Genomic DNA, 24,497 nt, shown 5'->3' on the forward strand with positions numbered 1-24,497 from the left:
TCAGCTCGGGCGGGGCAGCAGGGTCAGTGCCTGCTCGATGGTCAGCCGGTTGTCGCGGACGGCGCTGAGGAGCGCGTCCAGGTCGGCGGCCGAGGGGGCGGCGGGTGCCGGGGCGACGGCCACCGCACCGGTCAGCGCGGCGACATGGCGGCTCAGGGCGCCGAGGCTGGGGTGGTCGTAGAGCACGCCCGCCTTCTCGTCCAGGCCGTACGCCTGGTTGACGAAGGCGACGAACTCCACGCCGAGGATCGAGTCCAGGCCGAGCGTGTTGAAGCTCGCCTCGTCGTCGAGGTCGGCGGGCTCGCAGTACAGCGTGCGGGCCAGTTCCTCGCGCAGGGCGGCGGCGATCACGGCGGGGTCGGCCGCGCCGCGCGCCGTCTGCGGGGCAGGGGCCGGGGCGGGCGCCGGCGCGGCCGTGACCGTGGTGGCGGCCGGGCCGGCAGCCGTGGTCAGGGCGGCGACGTGTCGGGCGAAGGCGGCGGGGGTGGGGTGGTCGTACAGGGCGGTCGCCTTGACGTCCACCGGGTAGGCGGAGTTGACGGCGGCGACGAACTCCACCCCGAGGATCGAGTCCACCCCGAGCGTCAGGAAGGTCTCCTCGACGTCGAGTTCGGCCGGTTCGAGGTACAGCACCGCGGCGAGCAGCCCGGCGACGGTCCGGGTGACCTCCTCGGCCGCTGCACTCCCGTGGCCGGGGGCGGGCCCGGTGGCGGGAGGCGGCGTGGCCGGGCGCCGGGCGGGGGCGGACGCGGGGGCCGGGACGGGCACGGGGACGGGGACGGGCGCCGCCGGGGCGGACGGCGCCAGCGGCCGGAGGGAGATCTTGCGGTCGCTGGTCATCGGTGGGTTCTCCAGGGTGTCGGGAGCGGTCGGTACCCGGGCGGCCGGCGTACCGGTGCCGCGCAGGGTCAGGGCGGGCGCCTGGACCGGCGGCGCCGCCGGGGCGGTGGGGCGCTGCGGGCGGGCGGCCGGCTCGGGCGCCCGGACGGGCCGGGTGGCGGCAGGGTCCAGGCCGAAGTCACGCAGGTGGCCGCGGGCGAACTCGGGCTCCTGCCCGGCGCTGCCCAGCCCCTGCTTGTGCAGGTGGGCGATCTGCAGGTCGTACCAGCAGCGGACGCGCTCGAACGGGTAGTGCGGCAGCGGCGTCCGACGGCCGGTGCGGGCCGCTCCGCAGGCGGCCTCCCGGTCGATCCGGCCGCCCGCCAGCCAGGAGGCCACCTCCTCGCCGCCCGGTGCCGCGGGGGTACGGCCCGCGGCCACCTCGTCCAGGCCGGCCAGCAGGGTGTCGAGCGAGTCGGCCGGCAGCGCGGCCCGGCGGGCCAGGTCGACCCGGCCGACCGCGAAGGTGAGGACGACGTCCGCCGGTCGGGGCTCCGCCCCCGCGGAGCGGCTGCGCCGCAGGTGGTCCCGGAGGTCCCGGGCGTAGGCGGCGAGCGCCGTCGTGGTCCGGGCGGACAGGAACAGCACCAGCGGCTCGCGCTGCCCGGCCTCGCCGGGCGCGGCCTGGGCCGGTGCCTCCTCGACGACCAGGTGCGCGTTGCCGCCGCCGGCCCCGAAGGAGCTGATCCCGGCGCGCAGCGGCCGCGTCGAGCCGTCGGCGGTGCGCCAGGGGCCGAGCTCCTGCTGCACGCCGAACGGGACCCGGTCGAAGTCGATCTCCGGGTTCGGCGGGGTGGCGTGCAGCGAGGGCACCAGGGTGCGGTGGCGCAGCTGGAGCAGCACCTTGGCGAGGGCCACCGATCCGGCGGCCGACTCCAGGTGGCCGACGTTGGACTTGACCGAGCCGATCGGCAGGCTGCCGGGCCCCTTGACGCCGTCCCGGGCGAACGCGGAGGTGAGGCCGCGGATCTCGATCGGGTCGCCGAGCGAGGTGCCGGTGCCGTGCGCCTCCAGGTAGTCGAGGTCACGGGCGGTCAGGCCGCCGTCCCGCAGCGCCTTGGTCACCAGGTCGGCCTGCGCCCTCGGGTTGGGCACGGTGTAGCCGTTGGTGCGGCCGCCGTGGTTGGCGGAGCTGCCGCGGATCACGGCGTGGATGTGGTCGCCGTCGCGCAGCGCGTCGCGCAGCGGCTTGAGGACCACGGCCCCGACGCCCTCGCCCGGCACGTAGCCGTCGCCGCCGGCGCCGAAGCTGCGGCACCGGCCGTCGCTGGAGGCGAACCGTCCCTGCCCGAGCATGAAGTACTTGTTGGGGTGGATGAGGACGTTGACACCGCCCGCGATCGCCACCTTGGAACTGCCCGCCCGCAGTGACTCGACCGCGAGGTGCACGGCGGTCAGCGCGGAGGAGCAGGCGGTGTCGACGGCGACGCTGGGGCCCTGGAAGTCGAAGAAGTACGACACCCGGTTGGCGATCGACCAGTAGGCGCTGTTGGCCAGCACGGGGTTGCCGCGCAGCCGCTCCTCCGCCTCGTGGAGCTGGTACTCGCCGTACATCGCGCCGACGAAGACGCCGACGTCGCGCCGGTGCACCGGGTCCTCGGCGGACACCAGCCGGTCGGGGGTGTACCCGGCGTCGTCCAGGGCCGCCCAGCAGCTCTCCAGGAACAGCCTGGCCTGCGGGTCGATGATCCCCGCCTCCCGCGGCGAGATGTTGAACAGTGCCGCGTCGAAGTCCTGCACCCCGTCGATGAATCCGCCCCACTTGGTGTGGGTCCGGTCGACCTTTGTGCGGTCGGGGTCGTAGAGGGCGTCGGCGTCCCACCGGTCGGCGGGGACCTCGGTGATGCTGTCGCGGCCGGCCTTGAGGTTCTCCCACAGCTGGTCCAGGCCGTCGGCCTGCGGGAACCGTCCGGCGACGCCGATCACGGCGACCGCCCGGTCGTCGGCCGCGGACCCGCTCGTCGCGGTCACGGTCGCGGTCGCGGTCGCGGTCATGGGAGCCTCGGCCGCCGGGACGGCGGGAGCGAGGGGAGCGGGGGGAGCGGGGGGAGCGGGGGCCGGTTCCGTGCCCCGGGCGCCGGCCAGCGCGGCGCACCGCTCGGGGTGCTCCTCCAGCAGGAACTCGGCCAGCTCGGCGACCGAACGGCATTCGAAGAGCAGGGTCTTGGACAGCCGCCCGAAGTCCTGTTCCAGCAGCTCGACCACGCGGATGGCCAGCAGCGAGTCGATGCCCAGGTCGTCGAAGAGCCGCTCCGGTACGACGTCCGCCAGCGGTGCGCGGGTCGCCTCGGCCACCACCGCGGCCAGCCGGCCGCGCAGGACCTCCGCGACGGCGCCACCCGCCACCGCGGCCGCTGCGGGGGCGGCCGGCCGGGCGGGTGCCTCGGCCGACAGCAGCGGGAAGGCGGAGAGCAGGGTGTCGCGTTCGCCGCACAGCACCACCGGGGTGACGGGCCCTGCGGCGAGCAGCGTCTCCAGGACGGTGAGACCGTCGGCGGTCGGCAGGGCCCGCATGCCGAGCGTGCCGAGGACCTCCTCGGCCGGGCCGTCGGGCCGCATCCCGCCGTCCGCCCAGAACGGCCAGGCGACCGCGAGCGACCTGCCGGGGCCGCCGCGCCCGGCGCGGGCACGCACCAGCTCGTCGGCGGCGGCGTTGGCGAAGGCGTAGTCCGCCTGGCCGGGGCTGCCCAGGGCGCCCGAGACCGAGGAGAACACCACGAAGCAGTCCAGCGGCCAGTCCGCGGTCGCGGCGTCCAGCTCCGCCGCGCCGGCCAGCTTGGCGTCGATCACCGCCCGGGCGTCGGCCGTGGTCTTGCGCAGGACGTAGCCGTCGCGCAGCACCCCGGCGCAGTGCAGGACGCCGTCGACGGCCGGGCCGGCGGCCGCGATGGCCCGGGCGGCGGTCCGCAGGGCGGCCGGGTCGTCGCCCGTGATCTGCCGGTACTCGACCGAGCCGCCGGCCTGCGCGGCGCGGTCCGCCAGCGCGCGCAGTTCCTCGCCCCGGGCACCGTCGGCGGCGGAGCGGCCGGTGAGCACGAGGTGGGCGGCGTACCGGTCGAGCAGGTGCCCGGCGAGGAGGCCGGCCAGCCGTCCCATGCCGTGGATCCAGTAGCGGCCGCCGCGGCGGAAGGCCGGGCCGGCGCCGGCCGCCGGGGTGAACGGAGCCAGTGCCGTGGTCGACAGGGTGCCGTCGGCCGCCACGGTGAGCTGCCGGGCGGCGGGCACCCGGTCCGCCAGGGCGGCGAGCGCGGTGCGCAGTCCGGCGCCGGAGGCGGCGTCGGCGAGGGCCACGGCGGTCAGCTCGAAGCGCGGGTTCTCCCCCGTCAGGGAGCGGCCGAGCGCGGCCAGGCCGCTGCCGGCGGTCCGTCCTGACGGGGAGTCGGCCGGGTACGGGACGACGAGGTGGGCGCCGCGCCGGGCGAGCGGGCGCAGCAGGGCGCGGAGCAGGGCGAGGACCCGCAGTCCGGTGTCGGCGGCGGCCGCGCCGGGGGCCGGGTGCTGGTGCGGGCGGCCGGTGGCGACGGCCCAGACGATGGTGGGCCGGGTGCCCTCGGGGAGCCGGGCGGCCAGGTCCGCGCCGAGGGCGGCCGCGGCCTCGGGGTCCGCCGGGTCGGCGAGCACGAGGTCGGCGCCGGTCAGGTCGGCACCGTTCAGGGCGGTGCCGTCCAGGGCGGTGCCGCCGATCACGACGAGCGGGCCGGCGGCCGCGCCGGTGCCAGGGGCGACCGGCTCCTCGACGGGGGCGAACAGGTGGATGCCCGCGGGTACGGCGGCCGGCGCGGCGACGGCCGGGTCGGCGCCGGTGGTGGGGCGCAGGGCGAGTCCCCGCAGGGTCAGGGCGACCGTGCCGTCCTCGGCGGCGACCGTCACGTCGTACTTGCGGACCCGGCGGCCGCCGCCGGCCAGCCGCTGCGGGGTGACCCGGACCCAGGTCCGGGCGGGCAGCGGGCCGTGCACCAGCAACTCGTCGACGGCGAACGGGATGAAGGTCTCGCCGCCCAGGTCCTCGCGCAGGACGCAGCCGATCACCGACTGGAGGGCGCCGTCCAGGACGCTGGGCGACACGGTGGTGCCGTCGACCGACTCCGGGGCGGCGGCGACCAGGGCGAGGACGCCGTCGGGGCCGTGGTGCAGTTCTCGCAGCACCCGGAAGGCCGGGCCGTAGCCGACGCCGTGGTCGGTGAAGTACCGGTACAGCTCCTCGGGGCGGGCCGAGTCGGGGTGGGTGCGGCGCAGCGCGGCGAGGTCGAGGGGGGCGGGCCGGGCGGGGGCGTCCGGCACCAGCCGGGCCTGGGCGTGGACCTCCCGGGAGACCACCCGGACGGCGCCCTCCCGGCCGCCGTCGACCTCCACCCGGAGCCCGACCGGCGCCAGGACGTCGACGGTGCGGCGGAAGGAGAGGTCGGCGAGTCCGCCGGCCGGGTGGCCGAGGGTACGGGCGGCGGCGGTGAGCGCGAGGTCGATCTGGGCGGCGGCGGGCAGCACCGGCACCCCGCCGACCAGGTGGTGGGCGGCGACCGGGTCCGCCGGGTCGACGGTCCGTGCGAACGCGTCCGGGGAGTCGGCCGCCGGGGTGGTGGCGGCGATCGGGGTGGTGGCGGTCGGGGTGGCGGCGGCCGACGGGAGGCCCGGGCGCTCCCAGCGGCGGCGGGCGAAGGGGTAGCCCGGCAGCCGGACCCGGCGCGCGGTCCCGTCGGCGGTGGCGGTGGTGGCGGGCAGGTCGCCGCTGCCCCGGACCCAGGCCAGGTACGGCTCCGGTGCCCCGTCGGCGTGGGCGGCGGGGCCCTGCGCGGCGAGCCGCCGCAGGCCGTCGACCAGCTCCGCGGTGGTACGGGCGGGGAGCACGGCGCGTACGGCGCGGTGGCTGCGGCCGGTGTGCAGGGTGTGGGCGGTGTCGGCGGGCGCCGGGGCGTCGGGGCGGTCCAGGGCGTCGGCCAGGGCGGCGGCCAGTTCCCGCAGCGCGTCCTCGGTGCGGGCGGAGAGCGGGAAGGCGTGCGGCTCGGTGGTGGCGGTGCGGGCGGGCCGCGGGTCGGGGGCCTGTTCCAGGACGACGTGGGCGTTGGTGCCGCCGATGCCGAAGGAGCTGACGGCGGCCCGGCGCGGGCCGTCGGGCACCGGCCAGCCGTCCTGCCGGGCGGCGACGGTCAGACCGCCGCTGGTGGCGAGCCGGTGGTTGGGGGTCCGGAAGGGCGCCTGCGGCGGCACGGTGGCGTGCTCCAGGGCGAGGATCGCCTTGGCCATCCCGGCGAGGCCCGCGGCGGTGTTGAGGTGCCCGACCACGCTCTTGACGGAGCCGATGGCGGCTGGGCGAGCGCGCCCGGTGCCCCCGTACACCCGGTCCAGGGCGGCGTACTCGACCGGGTCGCCGAGGTGGGTGCCGGTGCCGTGGGTCTCCAGGTAGCCGACGGAGTGCGGGTCGACGCCCGCGACGGCCAGCGCCTCGCGCAGGACGGCTTCCTGCCCCTCCGGGGAGGGTGCGTGGTAGTCCATCTTGCGGGCGCCGTCGTTGTTGACCGCGCTGCCGCGGATCACCGCGCGGATCGGGTCGCCGTCGCGGACGGCGTCCGCCAGGCGGCGCAGCACCAGCGCACCGGCGCCGTTGCCGAAGACCGTGCCGTCGGCGTCGTCGTCGAACGGCCGGCACTCGCCGCTCGGCGAGAGGATCATGTCGGGCGCGGCCAGGAAGCCGGCCTGCGGGAAGTGCAGGGAGGCGGCCGCCACCACGGCCAGGTCGCACTCCTCGCCTAGCAGGCCCTCGACGGCCAGGTGCACCCCGACCAGGGCGCTGGAGCAGGCCGACTGCACGGTCAGGCTCGGACCGGTGAGGCCGAGCTTGTACGAGATCCGGCTGGCGGCGAAGTCCTTGTCGGCGGAGGAGAACCGGATCATCCCGGCGGCGTCCAGCTCGGTGATGCCGACCGGCGGCACCGTCGGCTGGCCGACCGAGACGTACGCGGCGGTCCGCAGGCCGGTGCGGTCGGGGGCGAAGCCGGCGTCCTCGATCGCGTGCCAGGCGGTCTCCAGCAGGATCCGCTGCTGCGGGTCCAGCCACTCGGCGTGCAGCGGGCTGTAGCCGAAGAACTCGGCGTCGAAGGCGTCGGCGTCGTCGAGGACCACGCCGGCCGGGACGAAGTCCGGGCGGGCGACCAGCTGCGGGTCGTGGCCCATCCGGACCAGCTCCTGCGGCGAGTAGCGGCGGATGCCGCTGCGGCCCTGCTCCAGCAGTTCCCAGAGCCGGTCGGCGGAGGTGGCGGGTCCGAAGCGGCAGGCGAGGCCTACGACGGCGACCGCGTCGGGATCGTCGGCCCGGGCGGCCGGCTGGTGGTCGTGGGTCATCGGTGGTCGTCTCCGAGTCGAAGGGCGCGCCGCACCTCGCGGCGGGACGGACGGGCGGACGGGGTGCGGTCGGCGGGGGCGGGCGGTTCCGGGGCTGCGGGCGGTTCCGGGGCGGCGGGCGGCTGCGCGGGCGACAGCCGGGCGCCGATCAGCTCGACCTGGTCGTCGAGCGTGGGGCGGGCGAACAGGTCGGCGACCTCCAGGGCGGCGCCGGGGAAGGCGCCGGCCAGGCGGGCGTGCAGCCGGCCGAGCAGCAGCGAGTTGCCGCCGAGGTCGAAGAAGCGCCGGTCCGCGGGGACCCGGTCGAGTTCGAGCAGGTCGGCCCAGCAGGTGGTGACCAGGCTCCGTACCTCCGGGCCGGCCGCCGGGCCGGGCTCCGCCGTCCGGACGCCGCCGTCGGCGGCGGTCTCCCGCCGCGACCCGGCGGGCGCCCCGGCGAGCAGGGCGGCGGCCTTGCGGTCCACCTTGCCGTTGGGTGTCAGGGGCAGGTCGGCCGTGGTGACCAGCCGGTCGGGCAGCATCCAGGCCGGCAGCGTGGCGGCGGCGAAGGTGCGCAGCTCGTCCAGGCCGGGCGGGAGCACGCCGCGGGCGGGGACGGCGACCGCGACCAGCTTGGCCAGGGCGCCCTCGCCGCGCAGCGTCAGGACGACCCGGGCCAGGCCGGGGTGGGTCCCCAGCACGGACTCGATCTCGCCGAGCTCGACCCGGTGTCCGCGGATCTTGACCTGGCTGTCGGCCCGGCCGAGGAAGACCAGCCGGCCCTGTCCGTCGCGGCGCACCAGGTCTCCGGTGCGGAAGTAGCGGCCGCCGCCCTCGGGGCGGTTCGGGTGCGCGGTGAACCGTTCGGCCGTCAGGTCCGGCCGCTGCCAGTAGCCCTGGGCGACCGCGGGCCCGCCGATCCACAGCTCGCCGGGCTCGCCCGGGGCCGGTTCGGCGGTGCCGTCGACCTCGGTGACGACCAGGTCGGTCGCCCCGATCGGGTCGCCGAGGTGGACGGCGGAGCCGTCCGTCACCCGGGCGATGGTGGACCAGATGGTGGCCTCGGTCGGCCCGTAGACGTTCCACAGGCTGCCGGTCCGGGCCGCCAGCGCGGTGGCCAGGTTCGGCGGCAGTGCCTCCCCGCCGCACAGGGCGGTGAGGCCGGGGGCGCCGGGCCAGCCGCCGTCCAGCAGCAGCTGCCAGCCGGCCGGGGTGGCCTGGAGGACGGTGACGGACCGTTCGGCGATCAGGCCGGCCAGCCGGCTCGCGTCGATGACGTCGGCCCGGCGGGCCACCACCACGGTGCCGCCGGTCAGCAGCGGCATGAACAGTTCCAGCACCGAGATGTCGAAGCAGACCGTGGTGACGGCCAGCAGCCGGGCGTCGGCGCCGGTGCCGGTGGCGGCGGCGATGGCGTCCAGGGTGTGGACGACGTTGCCGTGGGTGACGGCGACGCCCTTGGGCCTACCGGTGCTCCCGGAGGTGAACATCAGGTACGCCGGGTCGCCCGGCCGGGGTGCGGGGTCCGTCGCGGCGGCCGGGCCGGTCGGGGCACCGTCGCCGGATGCGGCGGCCTCGTCGGCGGGGACCACCCGCAGTCCGGCCGGGAGCAGCGCGGCGAGGTCCCGGTCGGCGACGGCGAGCCGGCAGCCCGCGCCCTCCACCACCATCCGCAGCCGGTCGGCCGGGTAGGAGTCGTCCAGCGGCACGTAGGGGCGTCCGCTCTTGAGGATGCCGAGCAGGACGGCCGGCAGCCGGGCACCGCGGTGCATCAGGACCGCGACGGGTTCGCCGGGTGCCGCGAGGGCGGCCACCTGCCGGGCCACCGCGTCGGAGAGCTCGTCCAGCCGGGCGTAGCTCAGGGTCTCCTCCCGGTCCTCGACGGCGGCGGCGTGCGGGTGCCGTCGGACGCTGTCGGCGAACCGGCCGACCAGGGTGGCCGACGCCGGGTCCAGCAGCGTGCCGACCGTGCCGCCGGGCAGCTCGCGGGAGACGCCGACCGCGAGCCGGCGCAGCTCCTCGACCAGTCCGTCGACGGCCGTGCCGTCCAGCGCTGCGGTGCGGTGGTTGGCCAGCACCTCCAGGCCCGCGGGTCCGTCGGTGATCTCCAGCCCGAGGTCGAAGTGGCCGCGCTGGCCGCGCCGGTAGCGGTGCGGGCCGAAGCCGGCCAGGTCCGCGGCGGCCGGGCCGCGCAGCCAGTTCTGGTAGGCGAAGGTCACCGCGGGGACGGCCCGGTCGCCGCCCGCCGCCCGGCACAGCTCGGCCAGCCGGGGGTAGGGCGTCGCGGCGTGGGCGAGCGCGCCCCTGACCTCCTCGTGGAGCTCGGTCAGCCAGGCGCCGACCGGCCGGTCCGGGTCCAGCCGGACCCGCAGCGGGACGGAGTTGACGAAGCATCCGACCGCCGTGTTTTCCTCGGCCGAGACCCGGCCGTAGGTGGGGACCGCGACCAGGAAGGAGCGGTGCCCGGTCGACCGGCCGAGCGCGGCGGCGAAGGCCGCCAGCAGCACGGTGAACGGGGTCACCCCGGCACTGCGCGCGGTCCGCGCCAGCAGCGCGGACAGGTCGGTGCCGAGCCGGTACTCGCGGTGGGCGCCGGCCGCACCGGCGGCTGCCTGCGGGAAGGGCCCGTCGGCGCGCAGCCCGGCCAGCCGTGCGGTCCAGAACTCCTCGTCCTCGGTACGGGTGCGCCGGGTCTCCTCCTGCTCGCGGCGCAGGACGGCGGCGAACGGGACGGCCGGCGGCAGGGCGGTGCCGGTGCCGGTCCGGGCCGCGTAGAGCGCGGCCAGGTCCTGGCCGAGCAGCTCGGCCGAGCGGCCGTCGACCGCGACGTGGTGGGTGGTCAGCTGCAGGACCGGCCCGTCCGGGTCCGTCCACAGCACGGCTCGCAGCAGGGGTTCGGTGGACAGGGCGAGCCGCCGGTCGGCCTCCTGCCGCAGGGCGGCGGCCAGGTCCTGGCCGGGTTCGGGCGACCGTTCCAGCAGGCCGGGCGCGGCCGGGGCGGGGACGAAGCTCGGCTCGCCGTCGTGCGGGCGCACCGAGCAGGCCAGCACCGGGTGACGGTCCACCAGGTCGGCCAGGGCGAGGCGCAGGGCGGCGCGGTCGACGCCGGGCAGGTGCCAGGCCAGCGAGATGTTGTAGGGCGCGAGCGGGGCGGCGGCCTGGTCGGAGGTCCACATCCCGATCAGGCGGTCGGGCAGCGGTACGGCGGCGCCGGGCTGCTGCGCGGTCCCGGTGCTGCGGACGGGGTCGCCGGGGTGCGCCGCGGTGTGGGGGGCGGGTCCGGTGGCGGTCGCGTGGGCGGTCTCGCGGTCCGGGGCCGGGGTGCGGTCGTCGTCGGCTCCGACGGCGGCGGTGAGCGGGGCGCCGTGGTCGCGCAGCAGGCGGTCGGTCAGCTCGCCGAGGGTGGCGCTGTCCAGCAGCACCGCCAGCGGGATCCGGCCGAGGTCGTCCTCCAGCAGCCTGCTGAGGCGCATCACCGCGATGGAGTCCACGCCGTACTCGACCAGCGGGCGGTCCGGGCCGATCATGGCGGCCGGCACCCCGATCGCCCGGCCGACCCGTTCGGCCAGCCAGCGCAGCACCGCGGTACGGGGGCGCGGGAGCCCGGCTGCGGTGTCCAGCGGCGGCAGGTCGGCGGGCCCGGCCTGCGGGGCGGGCGCGGCCTGCGCGTCAGCCGGGACGGCGAGAGCCGGGGCCCGGACGGCCGGGGCCGGGTCGGTCACGCCGAGCGCCTGCGACCAGCGGTCCTGGTCCCCCGCGACCAGCGCCGCGTGGCTGCGGTCCGGTCCGAGCGCGGACGCCAGCAGCGGCCACATCTCGCGGACCGCCGCGTCCGCCGCGAGCGGACGCAGGCCGTAGGTGTCGGTCAGGTACCCGAGGGCGGCCGGTTCGGGCGCCATGCCGGCGCCGGCGAGGACCGGCCACCCCACGGAGAGGGTCCGGCCGTGGCGCAGGCCGCGCTCGGTCCAGCGGGCCCGGGTGGCCGCGAAGCCGTCCAGGAAGCCGTTGGCGAAGGCGTAGTCGGACTGCCCCTGGTTGCCGACCAGGCTGGCCAGCGAGGAGGCGAGGACGAAGAAGTCCAGCGGGTGGGCGGCGAACACGGCGTCCAGCGCGACGGCGCCCAGCGCCTTCGCCCGGCACACCTCCGCGATGGCCTCGGGGGTCTTGCCGCGTAGGAAGCCGTCGCGCAGCACCCCGGCGGTGTGGAAGATGCCGCGCAGCCTGGTCCCGGACCGCTCCAACCCGGCAGCGAGGGAGGTGAGTTGTTCGACGTCGGTCACGTCGCAGCGGTACTGGTCGACGGTCCCCGTCCCGGTCCCGCGCAGCTCGGCGAGCAGCTGCTCGTCCGGGGCCGAGCGGCCGACCAGGATCAGGTGGGCGGTCGGCGCGGCGGCCCGGAGCGCGGCGGCGAGCTGCCGGCCCAGTCCGCCGGCGCCGCCGACCACCAGGTAACTGCCGTGCGGGTCGAGCAGTTCGCCCGGCAGGCCGGACCGCAGCGGGTCTCCGGTCCGCGGCAGCGGCGTCAGGACCGCGCGCCGGCGCCGGGAGTCGGCACCGAGCCGGATCCACTCCTCGCCCGCCACGGGCCCGGTGCCGAGCTCGGCGAGCAGCTCCCCCGTCACTGCCGCACCGGCGTCGAGGGTGACCAGCCGCAGGCGCAGCCGGCCGGTCTCCCCCGCCACGGTGCGCAGCAGGCTGTGCAGCGCGCGGACGGCGGGCGCCGGTTCGCCGTCCTGCTCCGCCTCGGTGACCAGCAGCACCTGGCTGCCGTCCAGCGCGCGGCTGCGGACCAGGCCGCGCAGCAGACCGAAGATCCCGTCGATGACTCCGGAGCCGAACCCCGTCCAGGCCGGGCCGAGTCGGCCGGCGGTCAGCGGTTCGGTGCCGAAGCCGAGGCCGGGCAGGCTCCCGGTGAGGTCCACCAGGAGGGTGTCCGGGGTGCCGGTACGGGCCGCGGTCTCCGCCAGCGCGGTGGTGTCACCGGCCCGGGCGAGTGTGAGGTGGGCGGCGCGGTGCGCGGCCAGGCCGGGGGCGAGCGCACCGTCACCGACGGTCCACAGGGTGCCTCCCGGGCGGGTGGCGGCGGGACGGGGGGCGTCCGCCCAGCCGAGCCGGTAGGCGGCCACCGGCGGCGCCGGCTCGTCGGCCGCGACGGACCGCCCGGCGGGGGCAGCGGTCTCCGGCACTGCCGCCCGCTCGGGCGTCGCGGCGGTGTCGCGCAGCTCGGTCCTGATCCGGAAGCCCTCGACCTCGGCGAGCACCCGGCCCGAGGCGGGGTCGACCAGGCGGAGGTCGAAGACGTGCAGGCCGGAGGCCTCGTCGGCGCGGACCCGGCGGCTGTGCACGTACGCGGCGCCGGTCACCGGGCCGTGCACGGTCAGCCGGTCGACCGCCATCGGCCGGTAGCGGCGCCGGGCCGCGGGGTCCTCGGCCAGCAGCAGGAACGCCGCGCTCTGGCAGGCGCCGTCGAGCAGGGCCGGGTGCAGCACCTGCCGGCCGTCGCCGTCCTCGCCGGGCGGCAGCCGCAGCTCCGCGGTGGTCTCCTCGCCGCTGCGCACGGCCCGGCGGACGGTGCGGTACAGCGGCCCGTACGCGAAGCCGTGGTCGGCGAAGGCCCGGTAGAAGGCCTCGGTGTCGGTCCCGGTGGTGAGGTGCCGGTCGAGGTCGGCGATCCGGTACTGCAGGGAGGGCTGCACCGGGTCGGTGGTGCGCGGCTCGGTCCAGCCTTCGGCGGCGGCCGCCGCCGGGCCGGTGGCAGGGCCCGCCTCGATCCGGAACCGTCGGCAGCCGTCGGCGTCGGGCTCGGCCAGCTCGGCGCGGACCGTCATCGGCAGACCCGCGGCGGGCGCGGGCCACACCAGGTCACGGATCACCTGCCGGTACGGCGACCGGCCGGCGGTGAGCAGGGCCTCGTGGACCAGCTCGGGGTGGAAGGCCCCGGGCAGCAGCGGCACGCCGTCGACCACGTGGTCGGCCACCCAGCGGGAGGCCCGGCCGAGTGCGGCGGTCACGGTCCGGGCACCGGGGATCCGTACCGTGTCGGCGAGCGGCAGGTCCACCGGGGTGCCGTCGGCCCGGTCCTGGCCGCCGGGGTCGGGCAGGGCGCAGCGGCGGCGGGCGAACGGGGTGGTCGGCAGTGCCACCCGGCGGCCCGGGGCGGCCGGTTCGGGCAGCCGGCCCTCGGTCACCCAGGCGGTGGCCGCGGGTTCGGCGCTGACGGTGGTGTCGGCGGTCACCAGGTCCGGGTGGTGCCGTCCCTCGGCGAGGGCGGTGAGCGCGGCGCGCAACCCCCGGGGGTCGGACGCGGTGACGGCGGCGCGGTGGGTCCAGGTCTCGCGGCCGGTCCGCAGGGTACGGGCGAGGTCGGCGAGGGTGGCCTCGCCGCCGAGCAGGGTCTCGGCGCCGGGGCCGGCGGCGAGCGCGTCGGCGAGCCGGGCGGCCAGGGTGCGCAGCCGCTCCGGGTCGGGGGCGGAGAGCGGCAGGACGACGGGGCCGTGCGGCCTCCCGGTCCGGTCGGCGGGCCGGTACTCCTCCAGCAGGACGTGGGCGTTGGACCCGCCGGCGCCGAACGAGCTGACCGCGGCGCGGCGCGGCAGCGGCCGCCCGTCGACGTCGTGGAGCCGCGGCCACGGCTCGGCGCGCTGCTGGACGATCAGCGGGGTGCCGTCGAGGTCGAGCTTCGGGTTGGCCCGTTCGGCGTGCAGGGTGGGGACCAGCCGGCCGTGGCGCAGCTGGAGGATGGCCTTGGTGAGGCCGGCCACACCGGCCGCGGCCTCGCCGTGGCCGATGTTGGACTTGACCGAGCCGATCCGCAGTCCGGCGTCGGCGGTGGCGGGCCGGTCGCCGCCGAACGCCAGTGCCAGGGCACGCAGTTCGATGGGGTCGCCGAGTTCGGTACCGGTGCCGTGGGCCTCCACGTAGCCGATCCCGGCGGGGTCGAGGCCGGCCCGCTCCAGGGTGGCGCCGATCAGGGCGGCCTGCGCGAGCGGGTTGGGCACGGTGTACCCGCCGGTCCCGCCGCCGTGGTTGAGCCCGGTGCCGCGGATCACCGCGTAGACGGTGTCGCCGTCGGCCTCGGCGAGGTCGAGGCGCTTGAGGACGACGGCCCCGACGCCCTCGCCCGGCACGAACCCGTCGCCGCCGGCGCCGAACGCCCGGGTCCGGTCGCCGCGGGACGGCATGCCGAGCGCGCAGAGGCCGGCGAAGCGGTCCGGGTGCAGGTAGAGGTTGACGCCGCCGGCCAGGGCGAGGTCGGCCTCGCCGTCCTGGACGGCCCGGCAGGCGAGGTGGAGCGCGGTCAACGAGGACGAGCACATGGTGTCGACGGTCATGCTGGGGCCGCTCAGGTCGAGGGCGTGCGAGACCCGGTTGGCGACCGAGGCGGCCGCCGTGACGGCGTACTCCGGGTTGTCGGCGCCGGCCAGCCGGGCCTGGTGCTGGGCGATCAGGTGGCTGTTGGCGGTGACGCCGGCGAAGACGCCGACCCGGGGGCCGCCGCCGGCGCCCGCCAGGGTGCGGCGGCTGTACCCGGCGGTCTCGAAGGCCTCCCAGGAGACCTCGAGGAAGAGCCGTTCCTGGGGGTCCATCACGGCGGCGTCGCGCGGGGTGATCCGGAACAGCTCCGGGTCGAAGCGGTCCCAGCCGTCGAGGAAGCAGCCCCAGCGGGCGTAGCCGCCGCCGGTGGTGCGGGCGGTGCGCCAGTCCCAGCGGTCGGCGGGGACCTCGGTGACGGGGGTGCGGCCGCGGGAGAGCAGCTGCCAGAAGGCGTCGACGTCGTCGGCGCCGGGGTAGCGGCCGGCCAGTCCGATGACGGCGACGGCCGGGCGCCCGGGGTCGCCGGTGGCGACGGCCGGGGCCTGCGGACGGGCCGGGTGGGCCGGACGGGCCGGACGGGTCACAGCGGCGGTGTCGGTGAGGGAGTTGGTGCCGGTGCTGGTGGTACCGGCGGCGGCCCCGGCGGCGGGGGGTGCCTCGAGCCAGCCCGCCAGCCGGCGCAGCGTCGGGTGCTCGAACAGCACCGTCGAGGGGATCTGCCGGTCGGTGAAGCGCTGCCGCAGGGCGCCGGTGAACTCGCCGTTGAGCAGGGAGTCCACTCCGATGCCGGGGAAGTCGGTGTCGTGGTCGATCAGGTCCCGGTGCTGGCCGGTCAGGTCGGCGACCAGTCCGGTCAGTTCGGTGAGCAGCTGCTCGGGGTCGGCGGCCGCGACGGGGGCGGCCGGTGCCGCGGGGGCGGCGGGGGCGGCGGGGGCGGCGGGGGCGGCCGGACGGGCCCGGTCGTCGAGGGCGCGGGCCAGGTCGTCGACCGTCCGGTGCTCGAACAGGGCGGTGGCGGAGATCGCACCGAACTCCCGGGAGACGGTGGTGACCAGCTCCATGTTGAGCAGCGAGTCGATGCCCAGCTCCTGCCACGGCAGGTACCCGGGGACGGCGGCCTGCGGATCGCCGAGCAGGTCCCGGACGATCTCGCGCAGCCGGTCGGCGGTCCGGCCGCCGGCCGTGGCCGCGCCGGCCTCGCCGGTCGCCGGGAGGGCGGGTACCGGGCCGTCAGCGGGCGCCGGGTCGTCCGCGGTCGCCGGGGCATGGCAGTCCAGCAGGGCGACGCAGCCGGGTGCGTCGCGCAGGTGGTCGACCCCGCCGAGCCGCCAGCCGCCCGCGTCGAGCAGCGCCCGCCAGCGGTCGGGGTCGAGCAGCGGGCCGTGCGGCAGCCGGTACTGCGCGTCGACGTAGCGCCACCAGCCGTCCGTCAGGCCGAAGGTGAGGGTGTAGACGGCGGCGGGCGCGGTGATCTCGACCAGCAGCAGTCGGCCGCCGGGGGCCAGCAGCTCGGCGACGTGCCGCAGGGTCCGGGTGAGGTCGCGGGTGGCGTGCAGCACGTTGCTGGCGACGACCAGGTCGTAGTGCCCGGGTGTGAAGCCCTGGCCCTCGGGGCTCTTCTCGATGTCCAGCAGCCGGGGCTCGACCTGCTCGCCGAACCGGCGGCGGCCGTGCTGGAGGAAGGCCCGGGAGACGTCGGTGTAGGCGTACTCGGCGTCGGTGACGCCGTGGCGGGCCATCGCGGCCAGCGCGGCGGCGGTGGTCCCGCCGACGCCCGCGCCGATCTCCAGGATCCGCGGGCGGCGGCCCGCCCTGGTCAGTCGGGCGGCGGTGGCGGCCAGCTCCTCGGCGGCACTCCGGTTCACCGGGTCGAAGAGCCGGTTGCCGCTGTAGATCGCGGAGACCGCGCCGAGGTCGCCGCGCGGGAACAGCACGGCGGTGGCGGGCTGTTCGCCGCGCAGCACCGGACCGTAGGCGGCGAGCGCCAGGTCGAGCAGGTCGAGGTGCCCGAGCAGGTCCGGGTGGTCGGCCAGCAGCGCGGTGCGGGCCGCCGTCAGCTCGGCGCCGGACGGGACCTCCGGGCCCTCGGTGCGCAGCAGGTCCAGGACCGCGGCGAGCAGGCGGTGGTGCTCGGGGACGACGCCCAGCAGGTCGGCGGCGGCCGCGGTGCCCGCCCGGGCGGTGGCGCGGTCGAGGCCCAGGTCGGCCATCCGGCGGGCGAGCGCGCCGCGGGCGTAGCGTTCCAGCCGGTGCGCCGGGTCGGCGGCGGGCCGGGTCAGGGCCCGCAGCGGCTCGGGGTCGCCGCCGACGGCGACGGTCTGCGGATCGGTGCCGGTCATGCCCGCTTCCAAGGCGGCCACCCCTGTCTCTGGTAGGAAGTCGGTCAGTCCGGGGTACTGCCGCCGGACGTGCGCCGCGTACTGCCGGGCGAGGCCGGTGCCTCGCCACAGGCCCCAGTCGAAGCTGCGGGCGAGCAGGCCGCCGTCGCCGTCGACGGCGGCCGCGTAGTGGTCGAGGAAGGCGTTGGCCGCCGCGTAGTTGAGCCCGCCGACGCTGCCGAACAGGCCCGCGACGGAGGAGAAGAGCACCAGGGCGGTGCCCGGCCGTCCGGCCAGGGCGCGGCGCAGCGTGAGGACGGCGGCCACCTTGGTGTCGAGCACGTGGTCGATGTCGGCCGGACCGAGGCCGGTCAGCAGCCCGTCACTGACCGAACCGACGCTGTGCAGCACGCCGTCGGGCTCGCCGAAGGCGGTCCGGCAGTCGTCCAGCGCGGCGGCCACCGCCTGCGGGTCGGTCACGTCACCGGCCAGGTAGCGGGCCCGGCCGCCGGCCGCCCGCAGGTCGTCCAGCAGCTTCCGGACCCGGTCGCTCTCGGCCGACCGGCCGACCAGCACCAGGCAGGCCCGGTAGGCGGTGGCGAGGTGGCGGGCCACCTCGGCCCCGATGCCGCCGGCGCCGCCGAACAGGACGTACGCGCCGCCCTCGCGGAAACCGCGGGCGCCCCCGGGGACCTCCCGCTCGGTGAACACCTGGCGCAGCCTGCGCCGGCCCCGGAGCGCGACCAGCGGGACGGTCCGGCCGCAGGGCTCCTCCAGCGCACGGCGCAGCACCTCGGCCGTTCCGGGGTCCTGGCCGTCCCGGCCGAGGGCGTCGGCCGGCAGGTCGACGGCGGCCGCGGTGACGCCCGCGAGCTCCAGCGGCAGGGTGCGCAGGGCGCCGAGCAGGGCTCCCTGGAGCGCGGCGCCGGGGGGCGCGGACCCGCCGTCGGGCGCGGCGAGGCCGGTGGTCAGCAGCCGCACCCCGGTCGGTGCGGTCCGGGCGGCCAGCTCCTGGGCCGTCGTCAGCAGCGCGGTCAGCCAGCCGCGCAGGGCGGCCGTGCCGGAGCTGTCCTCGGTCCACCGGGCGCCGCCGACCAGCAGGGCCACCGTGAGCGGCGCTCCGGCGGCGGCGAGCACGGCGGCGTGCACGGCGGCGGCGAGCCGGTCGCGGTCGACGCCGTCGGCGCCCACCGGTACCGGGGTGACCGGCCCGCCTGCCGGGCCGTCGGGGCCGTCGGCGGCCAGGTGGGCGGCGAGGCCCGCGGTGTGCCGGTCGTGCAGCAGGACGACGGCGGTGCGCCCGGCCGCCACCGCGTCGACGGCGGCCGGCTCCTCCGCCCAGACCGGCGCCAGCAGGCGCAGCGGCCCGTCCTCGGACCGGGTGGCCCCGGCCGGACGGCCGTCGGCGGGGAGCGCGACCAGCCGCAGGCCGCCGACCCGCAGGACGACCCGCCCGTCGGCGATGGCGTGCAGGTCGACCAGGGTCTGGGCGGGGCTGTCCTCGACGAGGTGCAGCACCAGTTCGGCGTGGTCCGGCACCTCGCCGGTCCAGGCGATCCGGCCGACGGCGGCGGCCATCCGGGGGCGCCCCGGTTCGGTCAGCGCGCAGGCGGCCTGCAGGGCGGCGTCCAGCCAGCCGACCCGGCGGGTGGGTGCGTCGCCGGGCGGCGGCGTCATCCGGCCGACCGCCCAGTCGCCCGAGCGTCGCAGGTCGCCGACGGCGGCGTAGGCGGGGCCGACCTCGATGCCGTTGCGGCGCAGGATCGCGGGCAGGTCGACCGGGACGGCGTCGGCGAGCGCCCGGCGGTCGGGCACCAGGCAGTCGGGGCTGTCCGGGTCGGCGGCGGCCCTGGCGTGGACGTGCCCGTCGTGGGCGAGGGTGAGCACCGTGCGGCCGTGGCCGTCGTCGGCGGTCCGCTCCAGCCGCACCCCGTCCTCGAACGGGACCGGGCGCAGGAACCGTACGCCGCGCAGGGCGACCGGCCCGCCACCGGCCAGCGCGTCGATCAGCAGGGCGCCGGGGGCGACCGCGCGGCCGCCCACCGTGTGCTGGGCCAGCGGGTGCCCGGCGGGCAGCTCGGTCACCTCCGGTCCCCCCGCCGGCGCCGCGGGGGCCGCGAGGGCGGGGGCCTGCGGGTCCGTCCGCCGCTCACCGCGCAGCCAGTACTGCTTCCGGTCGAACGGGTAGGGCACCAGCGGGATCCGCCGGGGCGGCGTGCCGTCGGTCCACAGCGCGGCCCAGTCCGCGGCGGCGCCGGACAGCCAGGCCAGCAGGGGCCGGCGGGCCGGTTCGTCCAGCAGGTCCAGGGCGGCGGGGTGCGGTGCGGTGGCCGTCGCCGGGTGGGGTTCCCCGGCGGCGAGTGCGCGGGCGGCCGCGGCCAGCGTGGTGACGTCGCGGACGACGAGCAGGGCCCGTTCGGCCAGCGCCCGGCGGCCGCTCTGCAGCGACCAGGCGATCTGCCGCAGGTCGGCCGGCTCCCGGGTGACACGGTCGGCCAGGTCACCGGCCAGCCGGGCCAGCGACCCGGCGGTGGCGGCGGACAGCGGGACGGCGAGCGGCCCGGCGGGCGCTCCCGCGGTGGCACCGTCGAGCGCCGGTGCCTCCTCCAGGACGGCGTGGGCGTTGCTCCCGCCGAAGCCGAACGCGCTGACGGCGGCGCGGCGGGGCGCGGCGCCGGGCGGGCGCGGCCAGTCGACCGCGCGGTCGGCGACGGTGAGCGGGGTGCCGGCGAGGTCGATGTGCGGGTTCAGCTCGCCGAAGTTCGGGGTGCCGGGGATGACGCCGTGGCGCAGCACCTGCACGGCCTTGACCAGCCCGGCCAGGCCCGATGCGCCTTCCAGGTGCCCGATGTTGGCCTTGGCGGAGCCCACCCACAGCCGTCCCCGGGGGCCGGCCGCGGCGCTGGGCGGGCCCTGCGGGTCGCCCTCCAGGACCTCGCGGACGGCGTCCAGTTCGATCGGGTCGCCGAGCGGGGTGCCGGTGCCGTGGGCCTCCAGGAAGCCCAGGTCACCGGCGCGCAGCCCTGCACGGTCCAGCGCGGTGCGGATCAGGGCGCTCTGGGCGCGCGGGTTGGGTGCGGTGAGGGCGGTGGCGCGGCCGCCGTGGTTGACCGCGGTGGCGCGCAGCACGGCGAGGACGGGATCGCCGTCCGCGACGGCCCGGCCGAGCCGCTTGAGCACCACCCAGCCGGCGCCCTCGCCGCGGACGAACCCGTCGGCCGCACGGTCGAACACCAGGCTGGTGCCGTTCGGGGAGAGCATGCCGGCCCGCTGGAAGGCCCGGTGGTTGAAGCCGTTGCTCAGCAGGTTGGCGGCGCCCGCCAGGGCGATCTCGCAGTCCCCGGCGCGGATCGCGGCCTCGGCGAGCGACAGCGCGGTCAGGGCGCCGGAGCAGGCGGTGTCGACGGTGATGCTCGGCCCGGTGAAGTCGTAGGTGTGCGAGATGCGGTTGGCGAGGAAGGCCGGGAAGGTGCCCACGGTGGCGTAGCCGTCCGCCGCGCCGTTCTCCACCAGCTGCTCGCGGTAGTCGTAGCTGCAGGCGGCGGCGAACACGCCGACCGGGGTGCCGGCCAGGTCGTCGGGGTTGAGGGCGGCGTGCTCCAGCGCCTGCCAGCTCAGTTCGAGCAGGGTGCGCTGCTGCGGGTCCATGGCGGCGGCCTGACGCGGGGTCACGGCGAAGAACGGGGCGTCGAACAGGTCGATCCGGTCCAGCAGACCGGCCCGCAGCCCCTCGGGTACGGACCCGGCGAACCGGTCGGCGGGCACCGGAGCGATCCGGCAGCCGTTGTCGGCCAGCAGGGTCCAGAAGCCGTCCACGTCGTCGGCGCCCGGGACCTTGCAGGCCATCCCGATCACGGCGATGTCGTCGTCGGACGGCCCCGGCCCGGCCTCCCCGGCCCGGGGCTCCTCGGCCTCCTGGACCTGCTCCTCCGCGGGCAGGTCCAGGTCCGGCGCGGCCGCGGGCAGCCGGCCGGCCAGGGCCCGCAGGGTCGGGTACCGCCAGATGGCGGTGGCGGGCAGCGTGGTGCCGAACGCCCGGCCGGTGTCCCGGACCAGGCGCAGTGCCTTGGTCGAGTCGAAGCCCTGCTCGCCGAGTGGGCGATCGGGGTCCACCGGCTCGCCGGCCACCTCGGTGGCCAGCTCGACCAGCCGCTCCAGGGTGCCGCGCGAAGCTTGGTCGCCGCCCGCGCCGCCGCGGTGCGCGGTGGGCTGCCGGTCGTCGTCGGGAGCCCCGGCCCGGGCCAGCTCGTCCCGTACGGCCTCCAGGTACCGGGCGGCCTCCTGCCCGTTGAACACGGTGTGGTCGAAGGCCAGGACCAGGCGTCGGACCGGCTTCGCCCCGCCGTCGGACGGCGCGCCGAGGAAGAGCGTGGCGGCGGCGGGCGGGACGACCACCGGGACGGCGAAGGTCGCGCCGCCGTCGCCGAGGTGGGAGAGCATCAGCGTCACCCGGCCGTCGGCCTGGGACTCGCCGTTCAGTGCCCGTTCGACGGCGTCGGTGTACCGCTCGCCGAACCGGGCGCCGTCCAGCCGGTCGGCCCGCCGCACCACCCCGACCGTCAGGTCGCCGTCGTCGGTGGCGCAGGCGATGCCCAGGTCGACGTGGTCGAAGATCCGCAGGCGGTCGTCGGGGAGGCGGCGGGTGCGCAGTGCGGGGAAACCTGCCGCGGCCCGGGCCGCCAGCCGTGCGAAGACCTGGAAGGCGGTGGTGAACCCGGCGCCGTGGGTCCGGGTGTGGGCGCGCAGCGCGTCCGCCAGGACCCGCTCGGGGACCTCGGTGGCGACCACGGCGGGCACCACGTCCCCGGCGCCCGCCCGCAGCGCCCGGTTGAGCTCCCGCTGGCGGGGGCTGACCGGCACGTCGGTGTAGTCGGCGGCGGTCACCGGCTCCGCGGCGGCAGGGACAGGAGCGGCGGGGACAGGGACGGCGGGGGTCGGTTCGCCGGTGCGGCCGTCCGCGACGAACCGTTCCAGGTCGGCCGGCAGCAGGCTGCGGCCCCGGGCGGGGACGGTGGGCAGGACCGCCTCGTCCAGGCCGAGCCGGCGGGCGTGCGCCCGGGTCCTCGGCGGGATGCGGACGGTGCCGGGTGGGATGGTGCCGGGCAGTCCGGCGGCGGACGCGCCCTGGGCCGGTCCGGCCTCGGTGGCCGGGCCGCCCGGCGCGGGGGCCTGGGGCCCGCCCTCGGCGGTGACCGGTTCGATCTCGGCGACGGCTCCGCCGATCGGCAGCCGGGCACCCTCTTCGACCAGCCAGGTCCGCAGCCGGCCGGCCACCGGCGACTCGATCTCGACGGCGGCCTTGTCGTGCTCCATCTCGTACAGCAGCTCGTCCTTGGCCACCAGGTCGCCGGGCTGCTTCAGCAGGCGCAGGATCAGGACCTCGACGATCCCCTCCCCCAGGCGCGGGACGGTCAGCGTGGTGGTCGGGGTCTTCTTCTCGCTCATGCCAGCACCGATCGGACGGCCGCGACCACGTCGTCCGCCGCGGGCAGCACGGCGCTCTCCAGGTCGGGGTGGAAGGGAATGTGGACATCGGGCCGGGCGACCAGCCGGGGCGGCGCCAGGAGGGAGTAGAACTCGTCGTCACCGGCAAGGAGTTCGGCGAGGACGCTGGCGCCGAAGCTGCTGGTGCGGTTGTCCTCCTGGACGACGACCAGCCGGCCGGTGCGCCGGACCGAGGCGGCGACCGCCTCGCGGTCGAGCGGGGTCAGCCAGCGCAGGTCGATCACCTCCGCCTCGGTGCCCTCGGCGGCCAGCCGGCCGGCCGCCTCGAGGGCGAGTTCGGTCCCGTTGCCCCAGGTGGCGACGGTCACGTCGGTGCCGCCGCGCAGCAGCCGGGCGCCGCGGGCGGGCGCCGGGGCGGGCTGGGGCGGGTACGGGCGCCGCATCAGGTGTTTGGGCAGCAGGATCAGCGTGGGGTCGGGGGCTTCGAAGGACTCCAGGAAGACCGCTTCGGTGTCCTCCGGGGTGGAGGGCACCACCACGCGCAGTCCCGGCAGGTGGGTGAACAGGCTCTCGTTGCTCTGGCTGTGCCAGATGCCGCCGCCGGGCAGGTAGCCGCCCCAGGGTGCGTAGATGACGACCGGGCAGCGCCAGCTGGAGGCGGTCCGCCAGCGCAGGGTGGTCAGCTGGGACGCGATCTGGTTCCAGGCCGGGCCGGCGAAGTCGACGAACTGGAGCTCGACCACCGGGCGCATGCCGACCGCGGCGAGGCCGACGGCGGCGCCGACGATGGTCGCCTCGGCCAGCGGCGAGTTGGTCATCCGCGGTCCGGCGAGCTCGCCGAGGCCCTTGGTGAAGCCGAAGACGCCGCCCTTGGGGTCCTCGATGTCCTCGCCGAACAGGACCAGTTCGGGGTGGTCGTGCAGTCCGGTGCGCAGCGCCCGGTTCACCGCCTCGACCATCGTGCCGCCGCTCGGGCGGGTGTCGGCCGGGGCGGCGGGCTGCTCGGCGGGTCCGGCGAACAGGTGGTCCAGGACGGCCGTGCGGTCGCCGGTCGGCTCGGCGGCGACGCGGTCGAAGATCTGCTCGACCTCGTCGGCGAGCCGGGCCCGGACCTGGTCGGCCCAGCCCGCGGCGACCGTGCCCTCGGCCTCCAGGCGGCGGGTGAACAGGTCCACCGGGTCGGCCATGGCGGCGAGTTCGGCCGCGGAGCGGTAGAGGCGCTGGTCGTCGGAGGAGGTGTGGGAGTCGAGCCGGTCCAGCCGGCACCAGAGCACGGCCGGGCCCCGGCCGCCCCGGATGCCGGGCAGCACCTCGGCGGCGGCGGCGTGCACGGCGTCCGGGTCGGAGCCGTCGACCACCGTGGTGACGGCCTCCGGCAGCAGGCCGAGGCGCTGCGGGGAGAGTGCCTCGGTCGGGGTGCTGATGCCGTAGCGGTTGTCGGAGACCAGGAACAGGACCGGGAGACTGCGTTCCACGGCGAAGGCGAGCGCCTCGAAGAATTCGCCCTGCCGGGTCGAGGCGTCACCGATGGAGCAGACGACGACCTTTCCCTCGTTCCGCAGATCGGATGCCCAGGCGGCGCCGGCGGCGGGGAGGCACTGGCTCCCGGTGGGGCTGGCGAGCGAGAAGACATTTCCCGGCCGGTGGCTGAAGTGGGAACTCATGTTGCGGCCCGCGGAATGCGATCCGGCTTTCGCCATCAGGTCCCTGGCCTGTCCTTCGGCGTCCATGCCGCGGGCCAGCATCAGGGTCCGGTCACGGTAGTGCGGGAAGATCAGGTCCCGGGGTTCCAGCAGCTCGCACACGGCGGCGAGGGCCTCGTGGCCGGCCGAGGAGATGTGGAACCAGGCCTGGCCCTGGCGCAGGACGATCCCGGAACGCCGGTCGCACTCCCGGGACAGCATCATCTGCTCCAGGAACGCCCGGCGGCGTTCCCGGGGAATTCCGGTCCGGGATCCGCCTGCCTGCGCGGGCACGTCCTGGGAATTCTTGGCCTTCTTCGTCTTCGCAACCGGAGCAGCGTCGGGCACGGCATGTCTCCACGGTCTTCAGGATTCCAACCCGGCTTGGGTACAAAGGAATTCTGGCGGCGCCACGGATAAGGGACCATCGCTCGTGCTGAGGTAATTCCGGCTGGTCCTTTCGGACCGGTCCGGGCGGGCGGGCGGCGGCCCGCTCCGCCGAAAGGGGGAGCCGCCGGCGCGGCCTCCCCCGAAAGGACCAGCG

The 24,497-nt window shown here is 77.5% G+C and carries 3 protein-coding genes; all 3 read right to left on the reverse strand.

What is annotated here, in order from left to right; translation table 11 throughout:
* Genes AB0D08_RS17175 through AB0D08_RS17185 form a run of 3 tightly spaced genes read right to left on the reverse strand, consistent with a single transcriptional unit; the run spans position 1 to position 24,301 of the window.
* Entirely contained in the window at positions 1 to 7,215 is a 7,215-nt protein-coding gene (locus AB0D08_RS17175; protein WP_359889580.1) for a beta-ketoacyl synthase N-terminal-like domain-containing protein, read from the reverse strand.
* The gene (locus AB0D08_RS17180; protein ID WP_359889582.1) at positions 7,212 to 22,271 is read right to left on the reverse strand and encodes an amino acid adenylation domain-containing protein; all 15,060 of its coding nucleotides are present in this window, start codon (positions 22,269 to 22,271) and stop codon (positions 7,212 to 7,214) included. The genes AB0D08_RS17175 and AB0D08_RS17180 overlap by 4 nt, the downstream gene beginning before the upstream one ends.
* Positions 22,268 to 24,301 (reverse strand): alpha-ketoacid dehydrogenase subunit alpha/beta, encoded by a 2,034-nt coding sequence (locus tag AB0D08_RS17185; protein WP_233289358.1) that lies wholly within the window; start codon positions 24,299 to 24,301, stop codon positions 22,268 to 22,270. Before AB0D08_RS17185 ends, AB0D08_RS17180 begins: the two co-directional genes overlap by 4 nt.
* Between the last annotated feature and the right edge of the window lie 196 nt (positions 24,302 to 24,497).

It is taken from the genome of Kitasatospora sp. NPDC048540, from assembly GCF_040651175.1.
GTDB lineage: Bacteria > Actinomycetota > Actinomycetes > Streptomycetales > Streptomycetaceae > Kitasatospora.